Origin of the sequence: Sodalis sp. dw_96, assembly GCF_018449575.1 — a bacterium.
Taxonomy (GTDB): Bacteria; Pseudomonadota; Gammaproteobacteria; order Enterobacterales; family Enterobacteriaceae; genus Acerihabitans.
The window spans coordinates 266,443-288,305 of the sequence record NZ_JAAVUT010000004.1; the positions used below are offsets into that span (position 1 = coordinate 266,443).

The 21,863-nt window shown below is 55.4% G+C and carries 18 protein-coding genes, 1 tRNA gene, 1 pseudogene and 1 riboswitch; of the genes and pseudogenes, 11 read left to right on the top strand and 9 right to left on the bottom strand.

Annotation, left to right across the window (positions count from 1 at the left end; translation table 11 throughout):
* Positions 1–86 precede the first annotated feature (86 nt).
* Positions 87–257, bottom strand: a riboswitch (FMN riboswitch).
* 163 nt (positions 258–420) lie between these two features.
* On the top strand, positions 421–780 hold the full coding sequence (locus HB631_RS08890; protein ID WP_213990789.1) for an accessory factor UbiK family protein: 360 nt from the start codon (positions 421–423) through the stop codon (positions 778–780).
* A gap of 61 nt (positions 781–841) precedes the next feature.
* On the opposite strand, the gene hldE is transcribed toward HB631_RS08890, so the two are convergent.
* The 3 genes from hldE to HB631_RS08905 form a co-directional block, all read right to left on the bottom strand.
* Entirely contained in the window at positions 842–2,275 is a 1,434-nt protein-coding gene (gene hldE, locus HB631_RS08895) for a bifunctional D-glycero-beta-D-manno-heptose-7-phosphate kinase/D-glycero-beta-D-manno-heptose 1-phosphate adenylyltransferase HldE (RefSeq protein WP_213990790.1), read from the bottom strand.
* Positions 2,276–2,382: 107 nt separating this feature from the next.
* Positions 2,383–5,154, bottom strand: coding sequence for a bifunctional [glutamate--ammonia ligase]-adenylyl-L-tyrosine phosphorylase/[glutamate--ammonia-ligase] adenylyltransferase (gene glnE, locus HB631_RS08900; protein ID WP_255556911.1), 2,772 nt, complete (start codon positions 5,152–5,154; stop codon positions 2,383–2,385).
* Between the two features lie 210 nt (positions 5,155–5,364).
* Positions 5,365–6,672 carry an inorganic triphosphatase gene (locus tag HB631_RS08905; RefSeq protein WP_213990792.1) on the bottom strand — a complete coding sequence of 436 codons (1,308 nt, stop codon included), beginning with the start codon at positions 6,670–6,672 and terminating at the stop codon, positions 5,365–5,367.
* A 404-nt stretch (positions 6,673–7,076) separates the two neighbouring features.
* Here HB631_RS08905 and HB631_RS08910 point away from each other — a divergent pair, with 404 nt between their 5' ends.
* Together HB631_RS08910 and HB631_RS08915 are read left to right on the top strand one after the other, a co-directional pair.
* Positions 7,077–7,697, top strand: coding sequence for a TIGR04211 family SH3 domain-containing protein (locus HB631_RS08910; RefSeq protein WP_213990793.1), 621 nt, complete (start codon positions 7,077–7,079; stop codon positions 7,695–7,697).
* Between the two features lie 108 nt (positions 7,698–7,805).
* Positions 7,806–9,059 carry a multifunctional CCA addition/repair protein gene (locus HB631_RS08915; RefSeq protein WP_213990794.1) on the top strand — a complete coding sequence of 418 codons (1,254 nt, stop codon included), beginning with the start codon at positions 7,806–7,808 and terminating at the stop codon, positions 9,057–9,059.
* A gap of 36 nt (positions 9,060–9,095) precedes the next feature.
* On the opposite strand, the gene bacA is transcribed toward HB631_RS08915, so the two are convergent.
* Together bacA and folB are read right to left on the bottom strand one after the other, a co-directional pair.
* On the bottom strand, positions 9,096–9,914 hold the full coding sequence (bacA, locus tag HB631_RS08920; RefSeq protein ID WP_275955685.1) for an undecaprenyl-diphosphate phosphatase: 819 nt from the start codon (positions 9,912–9,914) through the stop codon (positions 9,096–9,098).
* A 149-nt stretch (positions 9,915–10,063) separates the two neighbouring features.
* Positions 10,064–10,414 carry a bifunctional dihydroneopterin aldolase/7,8-dihydroneopterin epimerase gene (gene folB / locus HB631_RS08925; protein ID WP_213990795.1) on the bottom strand — a complete coding sequence of 117 codons (351 nt, stop codon included), beginning with the start codon at positions 10,412–10,414 and terminating at the stop codon, positions 10,064–10,066.
* Positions 10,415–10,520: 106 nt separating this feature from the next.
* Here folB and plsY point away from each other — a divergent pair, with 106 nt between their 5' ends.
* On the top strand, positions 10,521–11,174 hold the full coding sequence (plsY, locus tag HB631_RS08930; RefSeq protein WP_213990796.1) for a glycerol-3-phosphate 1-O-acyltransferase PlsY: 654 nt from the start codon (positions 10,521–10,523) through the stop codon (positions 11,172–11,174).
* A gap of 175 nt (positions 11,175–11,349) precedes the next feature.
* Here the strand turns inward: plsY and tsaD are convergent, their stop codons facing one another.
* Positions 11,350–12,363 carry a tRNA (adenosine(37)-N6)-threonylcarbamoyltransferase complex transferase subunit TsaD gene (tsaD, locus tag HB631_RS08935; protein WP_213990797.1) on the bottom strand — a complete coding sequence of 338 codons (1,014 nt, stop codon included), beginning with the start codon at positions 12,361–12,363 and terminating at the stop codon, positions 11,350–11,352.
* Positions 12,364–12,444: 81 nt separating this feature from the next.
* Between tsaD and HB631_RS08940 the strand changes: the two genes are divergently transcribed.
* From HB631_RS08940 to rpoD, 4 genes are all read left to right on the top strand, one after another.
* The gene (locus HB631_RS08940; protein ID WP_213990798.1) at positions 12,445–12,798 is read left to right on the top strand and encodes a hypothetical protein; all 354 of its coding nucleotides are present in this window, start codon (positions 12,445–12,447) and stop codon (positions 12,796–12,798) included.
* Complete coding sequence (rpsU, locus tag HB631_RS08945) at positions 12,789–13,004, top strand: 30S ribosomal protein S21 (RefSeq protein ID WP_001144069.1); 216 nt, start codon at positions 12,789–12,791, stop codon at positions 13,002–13,004. Before HB631_RS08940 ends, rpsU begins: the two co-directional genes overlap by 10 nt.
* 156 nt (positions 13,005–13,160) lie before the next feature.
* Positions 13,161–14,909, top strand: coding sequence for a DNA primase (dnaG, locus tag HB631_RS08950; protein ID WP_213990799.1), 1,749 nt, complete (start codon positions 13,161–13,163; stop codon positions 14,907–14,909).
* A 150-nt stretch (positions 14,910–15,059) separates the two neighbouring features.
* Entirely contained in the window at positions 15,060–16,904 is a 1,845-nt protein-coding gene (rpoD, locus tag HB631_RS08955) for an RNA polymerase sigma factor RpoD (protein WP_132923488.1), read from the top strand.
* 349 nt (positions 16,905–17,253) lie between these two features.
* Here rpoD and mug read toward each other — a convergent pair.
* Positions 17,254–17,745, bottom strand: a pseudogene (gene mug, locus HB631_RS08960) (G/U mismatch-specific DNA glycosylase); the annotation flags it as partial.
* 132 nt (positions 17,746–17,877) lie between these two features.
* On the opposite strand from mug, the gene HB631_RS08965 reads away from it, so the two are divergent.
* Positions 17,878–17,954, top strand: a tRNA-Ile gene (locus HB631_RS08965).
* Between the two features lie 183 nt (positions 17,955–18,137).
* Here the strand turns inward: HB631_RS08965 and HB631_RS08970 are convergent.
* Positions 18,138–18,350 carry an ogr/Delta-like zinc finger family protein gene (locus tag HB631_RS08970; protein WP_213990950.1) on the bottom strand — a complete coding sequence of 71 codons (213 nt, stop codon included), beginning with the start codon at positions 18,348–18,350 and terminating at the stop codon, positions 18,138–18,140.
* A gap of 304 nt (positions 18,351–18,654) precedes the next feature.
* On the opposite strand from HB631_RS08970, the gene HB631_RS08975 reads away from it, so the two are divergent.
* A complete protein-coding gene (locus HB631_RS08975; RefSeq protein WP_213990801.1) occupies positions 18,655–19,815 on the top strand; it encodes an SEL1-like repeat protein in 1,161 nt (386 codons plus the stop codon).
* 952 nt (positions 19,816–20,767) lie between these two features.
* A complete protein-coding gene (locus HB631_RS08980; protein ID WP_213990802.1) occupies positions 20,768–21,241 on the top strand; it encodes a cupin domain-containing protein in 474 nt (157 codons plus the stop codon).
* A 28-nt stretch (positions 21,242–21,269) separates the two neighbouring features.
* Here the strand turns inward: HB631_RS08980 and HB631_RS08985 are convergent, their stop codons facing one another.
* Complete coding sequence (locus tag HB631_RS08985) at positions 21,270–21,836, bottom strand: cupin domain-containing protein (protein WP_255556896.1); 567 nt, start codon at positions 21,834–21,836, stop codon at positions 21,270–21,272.
* Between the last annotated feature and the right edge of the window lie 27 nt (positions 21,837–21,863).

Consider the following 21,863-nt stretch of genomic DNA (forward strand, 5'->3'; position numbering starts at 1 on the left):
TATGGATTACCAGAACCAGGGCGGACTTAGGAGCGAGCCATTTAAGGCTGAAAAATAACGAGAATGGGCGCAAACCCATAGTAAGCCGTTACTCTCTCCCGTCCGGACTATAACCGTCGGCCCCGGAATTACACCGGGTCTGCTGACCTCAAATCAACCAACAACCTGAGCGCTCGCGGGCTTCCCCTGACTATTGCGTGCAATAGTTGCAGAGGTTTACCGCCGGTGGGGAGTTTCGCCCCGCCCTGAGAATAAGCTAAATAACTATAGCGCCAATGAAATAGCAGGGCAATAACGACGAGGGACAAACCGGAAAATTAGCGGTTGTAGGGATATATAATTATTGTGTTGCTGTTTTAGTTTCTTCTCCATCGAACTGGCATTACACTTAACCCTATCTTACGCGCTAGGAAACCACCGATGATCGATACCAAAAAAATTGAACAGCTTGCCCGTCAAATCCATGAATCCCTGCCCAAAGGCATTCGTGAACTGGGTGATGATGTCGAGAAGAAAATCCGTCAGGTGTTGCAAAGCCAGTTTAGCCGCATGGATCTTGTCAGCCGGCAGGAGTTTGATGTGCAGACGCAGGTATTACTGCGCACCCGGGAAAAGCTGAGCCAGCTGGAATTGCGGATCAATGCCCTGGAGACGATGCCGGGAAACGCCGTGGCCCCGACGGTGGCGGCCGACACGGCACCCGCAGTCGCCAAGACGGACATTGATGAGCCGGAAGCCGGCGACGTGGCGGACGACAGGCCGGCCAAACCGAAAAAATGATATACAACCAAACCAACCAGGCAATCGCTGATTGCCGGGTTTTTCACACCTGCACTCCGCTTCAGCCCCGCTTGCCGCTTTTGATCGAATTGATGATGTTGGTGGTGGAACAGCCGTCCTCAAAATTCAGCACCCGCACATCGCCGCCATTGGCCCAGACCTCTTTACTGCCGGCGATTTCCTCGGGTTTATAATCTCCCCCCTTAACCAGCAAATCCGGCAGGATTTCGGCAATCAGGCGCTGCGGCGTATCCTCTTCGAACGGCACCACCCAATCCACCGCCTCCAATGCGCTCAGCACGATCATCCGCTGGGCTAAAGGATTCACCGGCCGGTGTTCGCCTTTCAGCCGTTGGGTGGAGGCGTCGCTGTTAACCGCGACAATCAGCCGGTCCCCCAGCCGCCGGGCATTGGCCAAATAAGAGACGTGGCCGGCATGCAGAATATCGAAGATTCCGTTGGTCATGACCACTTTCTCGCCGCGCTGGCGGGCCTGTGCCACCACCTGCGCCAGCTCCGCTTCGGTCATGATGCCGAAACCGGCATCGGCCCGGCCGTGGATGGCGTTTTCCAGCTCAACGGGGCTGACGGTGGAGGTCCCCAGCTTGCCCACCACCACACCGGCGGCGGCATTGGCCAGGAAACAGCTTTCCTCCAGGGAATTGCCCGCCGCCAGCGCTGCCGCCAGCACACCGATAACCGTGTCGCCCGCGCCGGTTACATCGTACACTTCCTGCGCCTGGGTCGGTAGATGCAATGGCTCCTTGCCGGGTTGCAGCAGGGTCATGCCCTGTTCCGAACGGGTGATGAGCAAGGCCGACAGATCATAATCGGCAATCAGCTTCATGCCCCGGCTCACCAGTTCGCCCTCGTCCCGGCACTGTCCGGCCACCGCCTCGAATTCGGAGAGGTTGGGCGTCAGCATGGTGGCGCCGCGATAGCGGGTAAAATCGGTGCCCTTGGGATCCACCAGGACCGGCACCCCCGCATCCCGAGCCAGGCGAATGATATCCTGCACCCGCGCCAGCGCGCCTTTGGCGTAATCCGACAACACCAGGGCGCCGGCGGCGGGCAACGCCTGGCGGATACGCTCCAGCATCGGAGCGGCGTCAACCCCGTCGAAGCCCTGTTCGAAATCCAGGCGGATCAATTGCTGATTGCGCGACAGTATCCGCAGCTTGGTAATGGTGGGATGGGTGGAGACCGCGACGAAATCACAGGTAACGCTGACCTCGCCCAGTTTATCCGCCAGCGCGCGGGCGGCGTCATCTATGCCGGTCAATCCCACCAGTCGCGTGCCTGCCCCCAGCGCGGCGATATTCATGGCAACGTTGGCGGCGCCGCCGGGCCGTTCTTCGATCGTCTCGACTTTCACTACCGGCACCGGCGCTTCCGGCGAGATACGGTTGGTGGGACCGTACCAATATCTGTCTAGCATCACATCACCCACCACCAACACGCCCGCCCGGCGAAAATCAGGCAACGTTACTTTCATCCATTCGCTCCAGCTTTAACAATTTATTGCGCCGGATAGTAGCATAGGCGGCTTAATTTCTCTCCCCTCCCCGCCGGCGAAAAGCGTTTTTCGGCCGGTGAAAAAAGTCAGTCCAGCCACGTTCGCCAACTGGCGGTAATCAGGGCGCGTTCCTTAAGGAACCGGTCGGCCGGCACCTTGCCCGGCAGGGCCTGCAATGCCAAATGATGAATTTCATCCCGCAGGGTGATATAGGATTGGCTTAATGCCTCCGCCGTCTGCGGGTCGAGGATATCGTGACGGGCCATCAGTTCAAAAATGCGGACATTATCTGACCAGCGGGTCAGATCGGGTATGGCGGCGGCATAACGCAGCACCAGATATTGCGCCAGGAACTCGATATCGGTAATGCCGCCTTCATCCACTTTGATATCGAACATATCGCCGCTTTTGCCGGCCAAATGGTGACGCATCTTCCCGCGCATCTCGCTGACATCGGTGCGTAACGCCGCCGGTGAGCGCTCCCGGCACAACACCGCCCGGCGGATATCGGCAAAGCGCGCGCCCAACGCCGGATCGCCATAGACCATCCTGGCCCGCACCAGCGCCTGATGTTCCCAGGTCCAGGCTTCATTAGCCTGATAATCCTCGAAGGCATCCAGGGTGCTTACCAGCATACCGGCCGCGCCGGAGGGGCGAAGCCTCGGATCGACCTCATACAGAATGCCGTTGGCTGTCCGGGTGCCGAACAGATGCATGACGCGCTGGGCCAGCCGCAGATAAAATTGCCGCCCGTCGATCCGGCGTTCGCCGCCGGTCATGACATCGGGCGGGCAATCATGTAAAAAAACCAAATCGAGATCGGACCCGTAACCCAGCTCCCATCCTCCCAGCTTGCCGTAGCCGATCACCGCGAAGCCCTGCCCGCCCTGCCCGTCCAGATGCTGTGGCCGGCCATAGCGTGAGACCATGGTCCGCCAGGCCTGCCGAACCACGGCGGCAATGATGGCCTCCGCCAGATAGGTGAGATGATCGCTCACCCGCATCACGGGCAGCACGCCGGTAATATCACCGGCGGCGATGCGCAGGTGCTGCGCCTGCTTGAATTGCCGCAGCGCGTCCATTTGTTGCTCTTCATCCTCGTCGGGCACCCGCATCAAATACTGGCGCAGCTCATCGGCATAGGCCCGGGGCGCCGGCGGATTGTACAGCGTGGCGGGATCAAGCAATTCATCCAGCAGCAGGGGATGGAGCGCCAGCTGGCTGGCGATCATTTCCGAGGCGGCGCACAGGCGGATCAAATGCACCAGCGCCTTGGGATACTCCAGCAGCAATTCGAGATAGGTGGTGCGGGAAACGATGCTGAGCAGCAGGGGCGCCAAACGGCTGAAGGCGGTATCGGCGTCCGGGCGCGGGCAGATTTCCCCCAGCAAACGCGGCATCAGTTGATCAAGCACCTCGCGACCGCGCGGTCCGATGGTCCGTTTCGCCACGTCGCGACGAAAGCCGGATAAATGTTCCAGCAGCCGCAGGCGACAGGACGCCGTCAACTGGGGTTCCCAGAAATCCGGTTCCGGTTCTTGCCCCTCATCCACCCACAGAGTACCGTAACGGCCGAAATCCGCCGGATCCGCCGGGTCCGGCGCATCGTCGCCGATGAGTTCGTCAAAAATGTGGCGCACCTGCCGCATATGCGTTCCGAGGGTGCGGTACAACGCCGGCCAATCCGCCTCGTTCATGCCATAGGCCAGGCGGCTTCTGTTCAGTTCATCGGTGGGTAACGTTTGGGTCTGTTCATCGTTGATGGCCTGCAACAGATTTTCCAGCCGGCGCAGATAAAGATAGGCGTGGCTCAATCGTTCGATTTGACCGGAATCCAGCAAACCCAGCTCGCCGATAGCGCTCAGGGTGGGCAATAAGGCGCGGCCTTGCAGACGCGGCTCCCGGCCGCCGCGAATCAATTGAAAAACCTGGGTAATAAATTCAATCTCGCGGATACCGCCGGCGCCCAGCTTGATATTATCCGTCAAGCCCCGGCGCCGCACCTCACGGGCAATCATGCTTTTCATGTTGCGTAATGACTGGATCACGCTGAAATCGATATAACGCCGAAAGACAAACGGGCGCAGCATCCGGTGCAGTTCCCGGCTGTAGGCATCGTCGCCATTGCCCAGCAGCCGGGCCTTGACCATGGCGTAACGCTCCCAGTCGCGACCCTGCTCCTGATAATAATCCTCCAGGGCTGGGAAACTGAGCACCAGGGGTCCGCTATCGCCGAACGGACGCAGCCGCATATCCACCCGGTAGACGAATCCGTCGACGGTGGTCTGATCAAGCACCTTGATCAGGCGCTGTCCCAGGCGGGTAAAAAATTGGGCATTGTCCAGCTCCCGTCGCCCGTCCCGGGTAAGGCCGTTTTCCGGATAAGCAAAAATCAAATCGATATCGGAGGAGAAATTCAGTTCGCCGCCGCCCAGTTTGCCCATGCCCAACACCAGCAGAGGTTGCGGGACGCCATCCTCATTGCAGGGCGTGCCCCAATCCCGGCAGCAGGCTTGATAAAGCCAGTCCCGCGCCGCGCTTACCAGCACTTCCGCCAGTTGGCTGAGCTGTTTCAGTGTCTGCGGGGTGTCGCTGGTGAGCAGCGCCTGCGACCAACCGATACGCACCAGGGCACGGCGGCGAAACAGCCGCAGTTCCCGCATCAGGCCAGCTTCATCCTTCACCGCCGCCAGCCGCTGCTCCAACAATGCCGGATAATGCCGCCACTCATCGGCCTCCGGCGGCTGGCGTCGCAGCTCTTCATACCACTCGGGACGGGCCATCAGCGCCTGGGCGATAAAATCGCTGCCGGCCAACACCGCCTGCCCCTCGTCATCCGCCGCCACGGGAAACGGCATCCCGGCGAGAATGATCTGTACCTGACGGTGTAATATCGGCGGTAACGGCAACGCCATGGTTCTTCTCCCTATATGTGCCTTGAGCATTCAGCGTATTGGAGCGGAACATACCCTAAATACTTCAAGTTGCAGGAAAGCCAACGCATCTGCAGCTTGAAGTATGACGGGTATACAACATTTTACCCGCATCCCGGGATGCCCGGCAGTAAATCATCGCCGGTTCACACTGCGCCAGAATCCTGGTTGTGTGACCGCCTGACGCCGCATATGTTCCACATCGTTGGTGCCGGGCAGCAAAATCGCCTGTTCCAGCGCCTGCCAGTGCAGGATATAGGATAAGACCTTTTGGGTGGGATAGGCACCGGACAAGAGATGAAAGGCCATGATTCTTCGTTCCAGGCGCGGCAACTGCTGAAGATATTCCTCCGGCGACAGCGCGCGACCGAACGCCACCTTCAGCTCGGCGGCACAGCGCGACAGGGTGATATCCGAAAAACGCTTGAATGAACCATTCAATTTCCGGCGGCCGTCGTCGTCAATGCTCTTTTGCCAGCCGGACAGGATAAGCCATGAGGTCAGGGCCAGCTTGCACTGAAGATAGGCGGCCTCGTAACACAAGACCTGGGGATCGCAATCGGCCCGGGCGATAAGGGGCGAGAGATCCGCCAACAAAGCCCGCAGATGAGTGGTGGCCTTGCGCGGAATCATATTACCCATCACCACAAAGGTTTCACGAATCAGGGTAAAGGCGGTGAGGATGGCATCCCGCGACGGCGCCACGCCCCGCAGCCAAATCTCCTCATGATATTGCCAGTGCGCCAGCGCCAGTGAAAGCGCTTCGCTTAACCCCTGCTCTACGGTGGCTTTGGGGTTGGCGCGCAGCAGCGGCAGGGCGCGCACCTCCCGCGGCGGGTTACCCTCGGCGAGATGATATCCCCGCGCCGCTTTGCTCAGGCTGCCCAGCCGCAGGCCACCCTCGGCGGTGAGCGTTTGCGCGTAGGCCAGCAAATCCGCCGTATTGCCTTGCAGCAATTCCAGCTCCAGTTCACAGATGGGTTCCAATAACTCCCCGGCGACAACGTCGCCCCGATCAAAAGCCACTTCAATCTCGCTATCGCCAAACTCCACCACCCATTTTTCACGCCGGTAATCAGTACGAAACAGCGGTTTGAGCTGGTTTTGCAGGTCCTTGATGTCCGTCCCCACGGGCCAGATTTCCGCCGGCAGCAGAGACAGATTCAATTCGGGACCGGATACCGGAATATTATATTCAGGGTGCTGATGCAACCCGCCGATAACTTTGCCGGCGGTTTTGGCGGTCATTTCATAGCGATCATTATTGCCGCGGATACGCAGGCCGATACCATGATGACGCAAATCCAGACCGGCGGTTTCAAAATAGATATTGATCAGACGTTGCGGAGGAGTATGAACACCGCCGCCGGCGGACACCCTTTCCGCCAGCGTGGATACCGCCCCGGAATGAACGATAAATTTTATTTCTATTTCTTCACTCATAGCTTCGGCCACACCCATAGTTTGATGTATGACGTCCGGCGACGCCGCTGGAAAAGGTAAACCCGCCGAAGTCATCATGTTGAAGAGCGTAATCATCACCTTAAAGCATAATTTGAACAAGTATGCTTATAATTTAAATGAAAATTTATGACAAAAAATTAATGGGAAATGGCCCATTTACGCTTCCTTTCACGGGTTATGCCGCCACAAAGCGTTCAAAGCAGTAAAATTATTAACGCTATTCTCTCCACCGGCATTTTTCCCCGGGCTTAACGGCTGAAAATGCAGTAGGCAAAGCCAGACGCGGCCTGATAGTAAGATAGTTCCCATTTTTGTTTAAGCATTGCGCCGTCAAACTTAACCCTTTACTATCCAGCGACATTTGCTGAAAAGACGACGGAACTATGCACAAATTACGCCATATCTGCTTCGCGTTATTGAGTCTAAGCTTCGCCGCTAGTACTCATGCTGATGAGACACGTTACATATCCGATGATCTCACTACCTATATTCATAGCGGGCCGGGCAATCAATTCCGCATTGTCGGCACGCTGAACTCGGGAGAGCAAGTCGCTCTGCTGGGTGTCAATGACAGCACCAATTACGGTCAGATCCGCGACACCAAAGGCCGAACCGCCTGGATCCCGCTGGATCAATTGAGCGACCAGCCCAGCCTGCGCGTGAAAGTCCCGTCCCTGGAACAACAGGTGAAAACCCTGACACAAAAACTCTCCTCCATCGATGCGGACTGGAATCACCGCACCGCCGATATGCAGAAAAAAGTGGCCGAAAACGACAGCGTGCTCCAGGGCCTGCGGAATGAAAACCAGGGGTTGAAAGACCAGTTGACGGTAGCCCGGAAAAAAGCGGACGCCGACGCCCTGCAGCTGGATGACAAGCAGCGGGCCATCATTATGCAGTGGTTTTTGTACGGCGGCGGCGTCGCCGGGGTCGGCCTGATCCTCGGATTGTTGTTGCCTCATATTATTCCCCGCCGCAAAAAGGACAACCGCTGGATGAACTGACCCTCCTTGGGCTTATCCCCCGGGCGCAGCACAATGGGCGGAAACAGTATTGCGTATGCGGCTACAATTAAGACATGATGCCAAGACCGACATTGTCAGGAGTGGATTGTGAAAAAATATCTGGTCGGCGGCGCTGTTCGCGACAGGTTATTACATTTGCCGGTACAGGAAAAAGACTGGGTCGTGGTGGGCGCCGTCCCCGATGAGCTCATTGCGCAAGGTTATCAGCAGGTGGGCAAGGATTTTCCGGTCTTCCTGCATCCGCAATCCCGGGAAGAGTACGCGCTGGCGCGCACCGAACGCAAATCAGGACAGGGTTATACCGGCTTTACCTGTTATTCGGCGCCGGACGTCACCCTCGAGCAAGACCTGCTGCGCCGGGATCTGACCATCAACGCCATCGCGCAAGATGAAGACGGCGAACTTATCGATCCGTTTCAAGGGCGCAGGGATATCGAACAACGCTTATTGCGCCATGTCTCCGACGCCTTCGGGGAGGACCCTTTGCGGGTATTGCGGGTCGCCCGCTTCGCCGCCCGTTTCGCCCATCTGAATTTCCGCATTGCCCCGGAAACCCTGGCATTAATGCGGCAAATGACACTGGCGGGCGAATTGCCGCTTATTTCGACCGAACGGGTATGGAAAGAAACGGAAAAAGCGCTCACCACCCGCAACCCGCAGGTCTATTTTCAGGTCCTGCGCGACTGCGGTGCGCTGGCGGCGCTGTTTCCGGAAATCGATAATCTGTTCGGTGTGCCCGCTCCGGCCAAATGGCATCCGGAAATCGACACCGGTATCCATACACTGATGACCCTCACGGTCGTAGCGCAACTGACCGCCGATGTGGGAGTGCGGTTCGCCACGCTGTGCCACGATTTGGGCAAGGGCCTGACCCCGCGGGAGCAGTGGCCGCATCACCACGGACATGGTCCGGCGGGGGTCAAGCTGGTGCAGGCACTGTGCGAACGCCTGCGGGTACCCAACCAGATACGGGAACTGGCGAAAATCGTCGCCGAATATCATGATTTGATCCATACCGTGGACCGTTTAACGCCCAAGACGCTGATGAAATTATTTCTTGCCATCGACGTCTGGCGCAAGCCGCAACGCCTGGAGTATATGATCATGGCCAGCGAAGCCGATGCCCGCGGCCGCACCGGTTTTGAAAACAATGCTTATCCGCAGGGGGATTATTTGCGGGAAGCGTACCGGGTGGCCGCATCGGTCACCAACCGGGAAGTGATCGAAGACGGCTTCGCAGGCGCCGCTATCGGCGAAGAAATACGCCTGCGCCGCCTGCGCGTCCTGACCTCATGGAAACAGCAAAAGGAACATTCCCGCACGGCGGTCATCGAGGACTAGGCTCACTTCCCCCCGGTGAAATCCGCCGTTGGCCCGTTACATCATCACCCAGTAGACCACCGCCGCCAGAATAAACCGGTAGATGGCAAAGGGCACAAACGAAATACGCTTGATGACTTGCAAAAAGAGTTTGATGGCCAGCAGGGCGACGACAAACGCCGTGACAAAACCCACCGCGAACATCGGAAAGTCATGCCAGGACAGGAACGGCAGGCTTTTATACAAATCCAGCGCGGTGGCGCCGATCATCATCGGCACCGCCAGAATAAAGGAAAATTCGGACGCTGCGTAGCGGCTGACGCCCATCAGCAAACCGCCGCTGATGGTGGCCCCTGAGCGGGAAAACCCCGGCCAGAGCGCCAGACATTGGAAACAGCCGATCAAAAAGGCCTGCAAATAGGTAATATCATCGATACCCTGCGCCCGGGGCAGCTTGGGTTTCAGCCACTCACCGAGCAGTAGCAGCACACCGCCCACCACCAGGGCATACATGACATATTTCGCTTCAAACAGCGCCTTGATTTGCTCATGCAGCACCAGGCCCAGGATCACCGCCGGTACCATGCCGAGGATGATATGCACCAAGGTCAGCCGCCCCTGGCCGATGCCTTCATGTTTGACTTCGCCGAAATGGATACCGATCAAACCAAACAACCGTCGCCAGAACATCACCACCACCGCCAGAATTGACCCCAGCTGGATGATCACTTCAAAGGTCTTAGCCCTGTCATCGGTAAACCCCAGCAACGTGCCCGCCAGAATCATATGTCCCGTGGAAGAGACCGGCAAAAATTCTGTTAACCCCTCAACTATCCCTAGAATAAACGCGACAATTAAATCATGCAGGTCTGTCATACAAAACCGTCCCCTCAATCAACCGACAACAAAAAAGCGGCAGTTCAAAGAACTCAGGCCGCTAACAATTCGGAAAATGAGAGATAACATACGGTATCCCCGTGTCCGTTGCATGAATATTAGCTTAAGAAACCTTTTTTTCAGACTTTTCAGCGATGACGCTCGATAATGACGCCGACGCTCTCGGCCTGGGGAACCGCCCCCGGTTTGCTAAGGGTAATCCGCACCCAGGGCAGGGCAAAACGCTGTTGCAGCAGGTCGGCCACCTCCTCCGCCACCCGTTCCACCAGGGCGAAGCGGCCGTCGGCGACATAGGTCAGCACCGCTTCGCTGACATCGGCGTAGCTCAGGCAATCCGCCACATCGTCGCTGCGGGCCGCCGAGCGGTTATCCCATCCCATTTCAATATCGAAAACCAGTTTTTGTCGGCGCTGCTGCTCCCAATCGTAAACGCCGATAAACGCCATCACCGTTAATGCTTTTATGAATACAATGTCCATGTGCCATACTCGGTTTTTGTGGATGTCGGATATCACTTATCACGGAATATGCGTATTATCCACAGTTAGTCCATGAAAAACGATGATGACGGGATGGAACTTGGTTATGAATGCTCATTCGATCGGCATGATAATCTTCGCCTATCTTTGCGGCTCGGTGTCCAGCGCGATCTTGATCTGCAGGATTGCCCGCTTGCCCGATCCCCGCACTCACGGCTCCGGCAATCCGGGGGCCACCAATGTCTTGCGCCTGGGCGGCCGCCTTGCCGCCGCCGGCGTCATGGTGTTCGACGTGCTGAAAGGGATGCTGCCGGTTTGGCTGGGTTATCACTTGGGGATACAGCCGTTTTACCTGGGATTGGTGGCCATTGCCGCCTGTGTCGGGCATATCTATCCGGTCTTCTTTCACTTCCAGGGCGGCAAAGGCGTCGCCACGGCGTTCGGCGCCATCGCCCCCATCGGCTGGGACCTGACCGGGCTGATGGCCGGTACCTGGCTGCTGACGGTGCTGTTAAGCGGCTATTCATCCCTCGGCGCCATTATCAGCGCCCTGATAGCGCCGTTTTATGTCTGGTGGTTCAAACCGCAGTTCACCTTCCCGGTGTCCATGTTGTCGTGCCTGGTATTGCTACGCCATCACGACAATATCCAGCGCTTGTGGCGTGGCCAGGAAAGCCGCCTGTGGCGCAAGCGCAAAAAGGATCTGGACATCGATGATAAGCAAAATCATAAAAACGATCGGCAGGATCATAAAAGCTGAGAACGGAGCTTGTTGACAAAGTACCCGGTCGTGACAGGCTGCCAGATCGTAAACACGCCGTGAATCCATCCATGGAGGCTCGATCCGCGCCATCCTTGGCGCGGACGGTTTACTCTTCTGGCAGCCTGTCCCTCCTTATTGGCTCCGAGTACGTTTGTCAGCAGTCTGACGGCGGTTATAGCGCCGGTAATTCCGCCAGCGGCCAGCGCGGCCGTACGGTAATCGCCAGATCCCCCATGATCCCGCTTTGCAGACGCACCATCCCGGCATAAGCGATCATGGCGCCGTTATCGGTACAAAATTCCGGACGCGCATAAAACACCTGGCCGCCCCGGCTTTGCATCATCGCCGCCAGGCGTTCGCGCAGGGTCTGGTTGGCGCTGACCCCTCCGGCGATCACCAGCCGTTTCAGCCCGGTCTGCTCCAGCGCCCGCCGGCATTTGATAAGCAGCGTATCCACCACCGCGTCCTCAAACGCCCTGGCGATATCCGCCCGGGTCTGGGCATCACCCTCATTGGCGCGCACGGTATTGGCGGCAAAGGTTTTCAAGCCGGAGAAGCTGAAATCCAGTCCGGGGCGATCGGTCATCGGGCGGGGAAAGGTAAAACGCCCGGCAATGCCCTGCCGCGCCAGCCGCGACAACAGCGGACCGCCGGGATAATCCAGTCCCAGCAGCTTGGCGGTTTTATCAAATGCCTCGCCGGCGGCATCGTCGATGGACTCCCCCAGCAGTGTGTATTGGCCGATGCCCGCTACCTGAATCAGTTGGGTATGGCCGCCGGACACCAATAACGCGACAAAGGGGAACGCCGGCGGATTCGCTTCCAGCATCGGCGCCAGCAAATGGCCTTCCATATGATGTACCTCAATGGCCGGCACGCCCCAGGCATAGGCCAGCGCTCGTCCCACCGTGGCGCCCACCATCAGCGCACCCACCAGGCCGGGACCGGCGGTATAGGCCACGCCGTCAATATCCTTGGCTCCCATGCCGGCTTCCCGCAGCGCCGCCTGGATCAGCGGGACGGTTTTGCGCACGTGATCACGGGAGGCAAGCTCGGGTACCACGCCGCCGTAGTCGGCATGCAGCTTCACCTGGCTGTATAACTGATTGGCCAGCAAGCCCGCCTGTTGGTCATAAATCGCCACACCGGTTTCGTCGCAGGACGTTTCAATACCCAATACACGCATAATTTTTTACCAGCTCCACTCAAAGCGGCGCACAGTCTATCATAATCTCCGCCCGCGGGAGGTCGCCCTGCCGGTCCCCCGATGAAAATTCAGTGTCTTTCTTGCCCGCGCCATGCTACAAGTATGCCCCTTGCTTTCCGTAACGATCCCGGATCGGCCTGCAGGATCCTAATTTGCAAGGTCCAGCCGCTTAATGTTACCTTCTTTGATTGCCAAGACCAATCAAATGCGGCAATTTTGAGCTATTTGCGCTATAATGCTGTGTATGAAATAGCCGGATACGCGGCGGATGAAGCATTCTCCGTAAGAGAGTTGTCCGTGGCGCTTTACAAAGCAGCTGTGCTTGAAGTAAAATTCCGCACCATTTTGAAATGGCTGACAACAGGTCAGCAGCAAAAACCGAATTCTATCGAGGTGAGAGTTACATGCCGGTAATTAAAGTACGTGAAAACGAGCCGTTCGACGTAGCACTGCGTCGCTTTAAACGTTCCTGTGAAAAAGCAGGTGTTCTGGCCGAAGTTCGTCGTCGTGAGTTCTATGAAAAACCGACTACCGAACGCAAACGCGCCAAAGCGTCCGCAGTAAAACGTCATGCTAAAAAATTGGCTCGCGAAAACGCACGCCGCACTCGTCTGTATTAATATTTCGGGGTGAAAACCCCAATCGCGTGATTAATCCGCAGACTTTGAAGTTGCATACGACTTAGTAGTTTCATACCAAGAGTTGCATACGAAGGCCGTGCGATCCGGAAGGATCTCACGGCTTGTTCTCGTTTATAGGCTAACCAATCAGGGCTTATGGCTGGACGAATCCCACGCGTATTTATCAATGACTTGCTGGCGCGCACCGACATTATCGACTTGGTCGATGCCCGCGTGAAGCTGAAAAAGCAAGGCAAAAATTATCACGCCTGTTGTCCGTTTCACCATGAAAAAACCCCGTCATTTACCGTCAATGGCGAAAAGCAGTTCTATCATTGCTTCGGCTGCGGGGCACACGGTAACGCAATTGATTTTTTGATGAATTTCGACCGGCTGGAGTTTGTCGAATCCATCGAAGAACTGGCGACCATGCACGGTCTGGAGGTTCCCTATGAAGCGGGAGCCGGCCCCAACCAGCAGGAACGTCACCAGCGCCAGAGCCTTTATCAGGTCATGGAGCAGTTGAGCGCTTATTACGCGCAGGCCCTTAAGCAGAACACCGCCACGGCCCCGCAGCAATATCTGGCCAACCGCGGATTGAGCGCGGAGGTCATCGGTCATTTCGCCATCGGCTACGCCCCGCCGGGCTGGGACAATGTTCTAAAGCGTTTCGGCCGCTCGGCGGAAGAAAAAGAAGCATTGAACGATGCCGGAATGTTGGTGACTAACGATCAGGGAAGAACCTATGATCGCTTTCGCGAACGGGTGATGTTCCCCATTCGCGACCGCCGGGGTCGGGTTATCGCCTTCGGCGGGCGTATTCTGGGCGAGGGCCAGCCCAAATACCTGAACTCGCCGGAAACAGAGATTTTCCATAAGGGCCGCCAGCTGTACGGCCTTTATGAGGCGCAGCAGCAGCATCCGGAACTCTCGCGTTTGCTGGTGGTGGAAGGGTACATGGATGTCGTGGCGCTGGCGCAGTTCGGCATCGATTATGCCGTGGCCTCGCTGGGTACCGCCACTACCGCCGAGCATATCCAGCTGTTATACCGTGCCACCGAGCAGGTCATTTGCTGTTACGACGGCGACCGCGCCGGCCGCGAAGCCGCCTGGCGGGCGCTGGAAACGGCATTGCCTTATCTCAGCGACGGGCGCCAGCTGCGTTTTATGTTTTTGCCGGACGGAGAAGACCCGGATACCCTGGTACGCCAGATTGGCAAAGAAGCGTTCGAACAGCTTATCGAGCAGGCGCAACCCCTGTCGGTTTTCTTGTTCGAAACGCTGATGCCGCAGGTGGATCTGAGCAGCCAGGACGGGCGCGCCAAGTTAAGCACCCTGGCCCTGCCCCTTATCGGACAAGTGCCGGGAGAAACACTGCGTATGTACCTGCGCCAGCAATTAGGCAATAAATTGGGCATTTTGGACGATAGCCAGTTGGAAAAGCTGCTACCCCAACAAGCGGGCAATACAAATATTTCGCCCCAGCCCCGGATAAAACGCACAACCATGCGTATACTTATAGGATTGCTGGTACAAAACCCGCGCCTCAGTGCGCTTATCCCGCCTATTGCGGGTTTAGAGCAGGCAAATCAGCCGGGTGTACCTTTATTTATCGAGTTAGTACAGACCTGTCAGGCACAACCAGGCATCACCACGGGACAGCTGCTCGAGCATTATCGGGATAATAAATCCAGCCGACAGCTTGAAACCCTGGCAACCTGGAACCACATGATCATAGATGATATGGTCGAAGCGCAATTTATCGATACCCTGACGAGCCTGTACGACTCCATACTTGAACAGCGTCTGGACACGTTGATTGCACGCGAAAGAACGCACGGTTTAACGGCCGAAGAACGAAAAGAAGTTTCGTCTTTGAATACGGCTTTGGCTAAAAAAAAATGAATGACGAGGCTTTAATGCCTATAAATGTCAGGGCAATGCCCTGTGCGATGCCGTAGTAGGCTGCGGCGTTAAATAATGGCCTGATCTCTTGTTGGTGATGAAATTTCACCGACCAACACCGAAATTACTCTGAAGTGTGGATACCGTCTTATGGAGCAAAACCCGCAGTCACAGCTCAAGCTACTTGTCACTCGTGGTAAGGAGCAAGGCTATTTGACCTTTGCCGAGGTCAATGACCATCTGCCGGAGGATATCGTCGACTCCGATCAGATCGAAGACATCATCCAGATGATAAATGACATGGGCATCCAGGTGATGGAAGAAGCACCCGATGCCGATGATCTCCTGTTGGCGGAAAATACCTCCGACACCGACGAAGACGCCGCCGAAGCGGCAGCCCAAGTGCTATCGAGTGTCGAATCCGAAATAGGACGCACCACCGATCCGGTGCGCATGTACATGCGTGAAATGGGCACAGTGGAACTGCTGACCCGTGAAGGCGAAATCGACATCGCCAAGCGCATCGAGGACGGGATTAATCAGGTTCAATGCTCCGTTGCGGAGTATCCTGAGGCTATCACCTACCTGCTGGAACAGTACGACCGCGTCGAAGCGGGGGAAGCTCGCCTGTCGGATTTGATCACCGGCTTTGTCGATCCCAACGCCGAAGAAGATTTGGCCCCCACCGCTACCCATATCGGTTCCGAGTTAACCACTGAAGAGCTGGCGAACGACGACGACGACGACGAGGAAGACGACGAAGACAGCAGCGACGATGACAACAGCATCGATCCCGAGCTGGCCCGCCAGAAATTCGTCGAGCTGCGCGAGCAGTATGAAGCGACGCGTACCGTGATTAAAACCAACGGTCGCAGCCACGCCAAATCAACGGATGAAATTCTGAAGTTGTCCGAGGTGTTCAAGCAGTTCCGACTGGTGCCCAAGCAGTTCGATTACCTGGTGAACAACATGCGTTCCATGATGGACCGCGTGCGTACCCAGGAACGCTTGATCATGAAGCTGTGCGTCGAAATCTGCAAAATGCCGAAGAAAAACTTCGTCACGCTGTTCTCCGGCAATGAAACCAGTGAAGCCTGGTTCAAGGCCGCGCTGGCCATGAACAAGCCCTGGTCGGAAAAACTGCGTGAAGTGGACGAAGACGTCCATCGCAACCTGCAGAAGCTCCGTCAGATCGAAGAAGAAACCGGTCTGACCATCGAGCAGGTGAAGGATATCAACCGCCGGATGTCCATTGGCGAAGCCAAAGCCCGTCGCGCCAAGAAAGAGATGGTGGAAGCGAACCTGCGTCTGGTGATATCCATTGCCAAAAAATACACCAACCGCGGCCTGCAATTCCTGGATTTGATCCAGGAAGGCAACATCGGTTTGATGAAAGCGGTAGACAAGTTTGAATACCGCCGCGGCTATAAGTTCTCCACCTATGCCACCTGGTGGATACGGCAGGCCATCACCCGTTCTATCGCCGACCAGGCGCGTACCATCCGTATACCGGTGCATATGATTGAGACCATCAACAAGCTCAACCGTATCTCCCGTCAAATGCTGCAGGAAATGGGCCGCGAGCCCACCCCTGAAGAACTGGCGGAACGTATGCTGATGCCGGAAGATAAAATCCGTAAAGTGCTGAAAATCGCTAAAGAGCCGATTTCCATGGAAACCCCCATCGGCGACGATGAAGATTCCCATTTAGGTGATTTTATCGAAGATACCACCCTGGAGTTGCCGCTGGATTCCGCCACATCGGAAAGCCTGCGTTCGGCAACCCATGACGTATTGGCCGGTTTGACCGCCCGTGAAGCGAAAGTGCTGCGCATGCGTTTCGGTATCGATATGAATACCGACCATACGCTGGAAGAAGTGGGTAAACAGTTCGATGTCACCCGCGAACGTATCCGTCAGATAGAAGCGAAGGCGCTGCGCAAGCTGCGTCATCCTAGCCGCTCCGAAGTGCTGCGCAGCTTCCTGGACGACTAGTTAGACGTTGTGGCCCGAACGTTCTTGCCTTATTGATGTCATGAATGAGGCGAGGACGTAACCGCCGTTTAGATGCTTTTATCATAAAAGCCCCGCTATACCAGCGGGACTTTTTTATGCCCGACAAACCCCGGGGCAGACTCAATTTATATAGACCTTGATGTTCCCGCGACCCCCAGGCTTTTAAATGCCTTCAATCCTCCGTGGCGCCGGCCGGCTTTTCCAAGCCTAAATCCTTCGCGGTACCGACGGGCTTCTCCAAGCGTGCATCCTTTTTCGCTTCGGCGGACTTCTCCATGCCTGCATACTTTGTCGCGCCGAGGTTTGGTAAGACGGAGTCCCTCAGCGGCGCCAGCGCCATATTCAATTCACGATAGGATTTAAGCAGTGTGCCGAAGCTCATGCGGTTCAGGCCGCTGGGATTGGGCAGCACCCAGATTTCGGTATTACCGATGGTGGTATCCTGCTTACCCCATATCACGTCACGCACCCGAAAGGCCTGCCGATAGACTTGCTTGCCTAACACCGCCAGCGCCTTAGGCTGATAAAACTCTATTTTTTCAATTAAGCGCGGGCCCCCTTCTCGAATCTCTGATAGCGTTACCTCCGCCGCTTCCACCGTGGGCCGTTCCACCAGCACGGTGAGGCCGCAACCGCTGTCCAATAGCTCAGGCCCCTCCTCCGGCCTGAACTGGCGCTCGGTGAAACCCGCCTGATGGAGGATCTTCCAAAAACGATTATTAGGGTTGGCGAAATGAAGGCCTTTATGGGCGCTGGACAACCCCGGATTGATACCGCAAAACACAACCCTCAACCCTGGCGACAGAATATCCTCAAGCATCTTCTCGGCTCCTTTATGATGCCTCGCTATTGTTATGCAAACATAATAGCTGGGATTTGGCGATAAATCAGCCATCTAGTGCGCCCCCCTATGGATCTGTTTGTGCCGTTCCTCTATAATCAACGCCCACTCGGCCCCTTAGCTCAGTTGGTTAGAGCAGGCGACTCATAATCGCTTGGTCGCTGGTTCAAGTCCAGCAGGGGCCACCAAGAAAAGCCTTTAAAATCAATAATTTAAGACCACCCTTCTCTGCCTCAGTTTTCCCTGTTTTAGCAAAGTGTCGCAAAAGTGTCTCACCAGAAAATTTTGTGACTCATTCGTGACGCATTTTAGGCTTCAAAAATAGGCAAGTTTCAGGCATAAAAAAACCTGCTTTCGCAGGTTGGGTTATCCTAAATCCACATCACTTGCTGTTGGTTTCGGGCTGGATGAGGGGGGGCGGGTTTGACCATTTTTGGCAGGACAATGGAATCGGTCACCGTCTCCAATGTTTTAAATGTATGGCTGCAATTTATATTCTGGCATTGATGATAACGCTCTTTGGTACTTTCACTAAGGTAGCGGCTTGAGCGGGCATGTGCGGCGTTAACCGGTGACCGCCAGATCAAATCTGAGCTAATATATTTCTATTGGTACTCTATCAGCGGGTCCGGCTGTTAGGCCGCGACACTCGCAACCAGCATAATATGCCCCCTACCCACCGTAGCCATCCGCTGCCCGTAGAAACGCGGCACAGTCTGGCTGAGCCCTGGATGTTTAATTATTTTTCACCCGAAGCTCAATATTTTTTTCGTGCAATAAGAAATCTGCCTTGACTGGTTGGTAGATCAAAGCTGAAAACAACAGCATGCATTTTCTGACTGAAATGATGTATACATATTCCATGACATCTCAGGGAAGTGTTGAGAATTGAAAAAATACGCACTGTTTGTCTTTGTTTCTCTTGGTTCTTTTTGTGCCCATGCAGGAAGCCTGGAGGATTGTCGGAATGTTTTTGCTCCCGGCGCGATCTCGGGAAATTCGGAGGTACTTTGCCGGAAGTCAGCAATTGATGGGAATGCCCGGGCACAATACTACCTCGGACTTATGTTCGACGTAGGCAGGGGCGCGAAGCAAGATGTCGGCAAGGCAGTGGAATGGTACACCTTGGCCGCAAAGAATGGAGATGCTTACGCGCAGGCAAACCTCGGCTTGATGTACGCCAATGGTAGAGGTTTGAGTCGAGATGATCGTAAAGCGGTAGAGTGGTTCACCCCGGCCGCCGGTCAGGGACTCGCACCTGCACAGTTCATGCTTGGTTTTATGTACGCTGAGGGACGCGGGGTAAGACAGGATGATGGCAAAGCAGTTGAGTGGTACACCCTGGCCGCCAGGCAGGGTCTGACAACTGCACAATACAATCTCGGATTAATGTACGAATATGGACACGGGGTGACGCAGGATGATGGCAAAGCCGCTGAGTGGTACACCTTGGCTGCCAGGCAAGGCGATGCCCAGGCACAGGGACACCTTGGGCTGATGTACACAAAGGGTCGAGGCGTGGAACAAGACGATGGCAAAGCCGTTGAATGGTACACCTTGGCTGCTAAACAAGGCTATGCCCCCGCACAATTTAACCTCGGCTTAGCCTATACACATGGACGCGGAGTGAAGGTGGATCCTGTTGCAGCTGAAAGGTGGTATACCCTTGCGGCTAATCAGGGGCTTTTGGATGCACAGTTTAACCTCGGGCAGATGTATGCAAAGGGTTTAGGGGTGAAACGGGACGATAATAAGGCTGTAGAATGGTTCACTTTGGCGGCAAAGCAAGGAGATGCGTTCGCGCAGGCAAACCTCGGAATGATGTATAACGAGGGACGAGGCGTAAAACAGGATGTTGGTAAAGCGGTGGAGATGTACCGGTTGGCAGCCAGACAGGGCAATGCGGCAGCGCAGTCGAGCCTTGGCTTAATATACGCAGAGGGACGCGGGGTTCAACAAAACCAAGCGTTGGCTAAAGAATGGATTGATAAGGCATGTAAGAATGGAAGTGACAGTGGTTGCAACGAAAAAATCAAATTTAAATTTTGAACGGGAAATTTCCCAAGAAAGCGACACCCTGGTGCTGTGCCTAGTGCAACAGGGCTAAAACTCTTTGCTGGGCTAAGAGAAAGCGGATGACGACTTTATGGCCGATCGCCCGGACATTAAAATAACCTCGGCGGCGGCCGGCATGCTGTTTTGCGTCGCGGGCGGGAGTTGCGACGGTTGTAACGCCATTCTGCGCCGATGTCGATGTCGTGACCCAGACTTTTTGGGCAGCCCTTCATGACCCTGGATGTTTCACCGATATTGTGAGTGCTTATTTCCCACTGTGTCAGAGTAGTTGTCGCCTTATTTTTTCAGGAATAAAGAACGGCTCAAACTGGGCGCGATGTTCCACTACGAATAGCTTAATATGGCGTTCTAAGCATCCCATACTGAGCTAGGCAAGCCCATATTAAAAAAGTATTATTAAGGGAACGTAAATTGATATAGCAGTCGCACCAAATCATTTTTGTTATCGGTTTTAGATATTCAACATAGTTAGCAGTTATATAATGCTACTATCTTTTACATAATTAAATATATGACAATGTGGACGGTTTTTCCCTGAGCTGATCTTTGCTGTGCCGCTGTGAGTAGTATACATTTTAACCACAGAGGTTAACGATTTCTATAACCTAACTATACCTAAAATCGTTAACCAGAACAAATCTTGGCACTCCTTAGACCCTGTAATGTGTTTTCAGTAATCAACTTATCGCACAACTGCTCTGACACAGCGGGTTTCGCAGGCGGCTATAACCTAAATCCACATCACTAGCTGTTGGTGTCGGGCCGGATGCGGCGAGGTAATACGCGGCAATTGGTCCTAAATCGGCCTTGCCGCTTCTTACAGATAAAATGTTGAAACGAAAAATGATACACATTAGGCTTATATAGCCCTGTCACCGCTAAAAATATTAAAGGACAGGCTTCGTCTCTACGGGAGAAGTACACCATGCCTGAGAAGATTAAAGTCCTACTTGCCAGTGATGCACCGCCTCGCATTAAACCGAGTAACTACCCCGAGCCGTTCGCCTCATTAATGGCGGGGAGAGTTAAACGGCCACTAGGCGACCTGTTTTCCTTGACTCATTTTGGCGTCAATCTGACCAGCCTTCCTCCTGGCTCGGTCTCAGCTCTGCATCATCGGCATTCCCGACAAGACGAGTTCATTTATATCATCGAGGGCGAACCTACGTTGCTAACCGACGAAGGCGAGATCCAAATGAGGCCGGGAATGGTCGCTGGCTTCGCCGCGAACGGCACGGCTCATCATCTTGAAAATCGCACCGACAAGGCATGTATTGTCCTGGAGGTAGGGGATCGTTATGAAGGCGATGAGGTCTCTTACCCATCGGATGACATCTCAGCAGCCAGAGGCGCTGACGGGAAATGGCATTTCACACACAAGGACGGAACATCTTACTAGATCGACCTCATATGATTTTGTCATTGTTTCAAAAGATAGATGGCATTGCTAAACCGGGTAGGGTCATTTGGGCAGGCTTTCTCATTTGATCTATAGGCCGGGAATGTCCACGATCCCAGGGGTAAGCGGCATTGCCATGCATCATCCCGATGGCCTTACCCATCCTGGCATCCGCCAACGCGCTGATCCACCCGCAATTATCGCCGTTAACCTGATCCAAAGCAGAGCGCAGCACCTGGACGAGAAGGATGTCGGCAAGCCTGTCGGTGAGGACAGCCGCGCCGATCTGCGTTCCCCTGATTTCAAGGTCGAGGATCTCAAGCGTGGAGCGAATGACGGACGCCGACGGAATGTGCGCCGATATCAGCAGAAAACGCGGCAGTGAGTCGAGAAGCAATGCCGCGTCGGATTCTTCAAAACTGAAGCTGCCGGCAAGCAAAACGGTGTCGTCGCCCTCATGACGCGCCACATCCGACTGCGACCAATCGAATGCCGCTACCCCGTCTTCAGGAGTCGTGTGTTCGTCATTGGCCAGAACATAGGTCGGTGCGTTGGAAGGCAAGGTAATCACCATTACCGGGGCAAGCAGCGACATCAGCGATGCTACCGCCCGGCTTCTCGC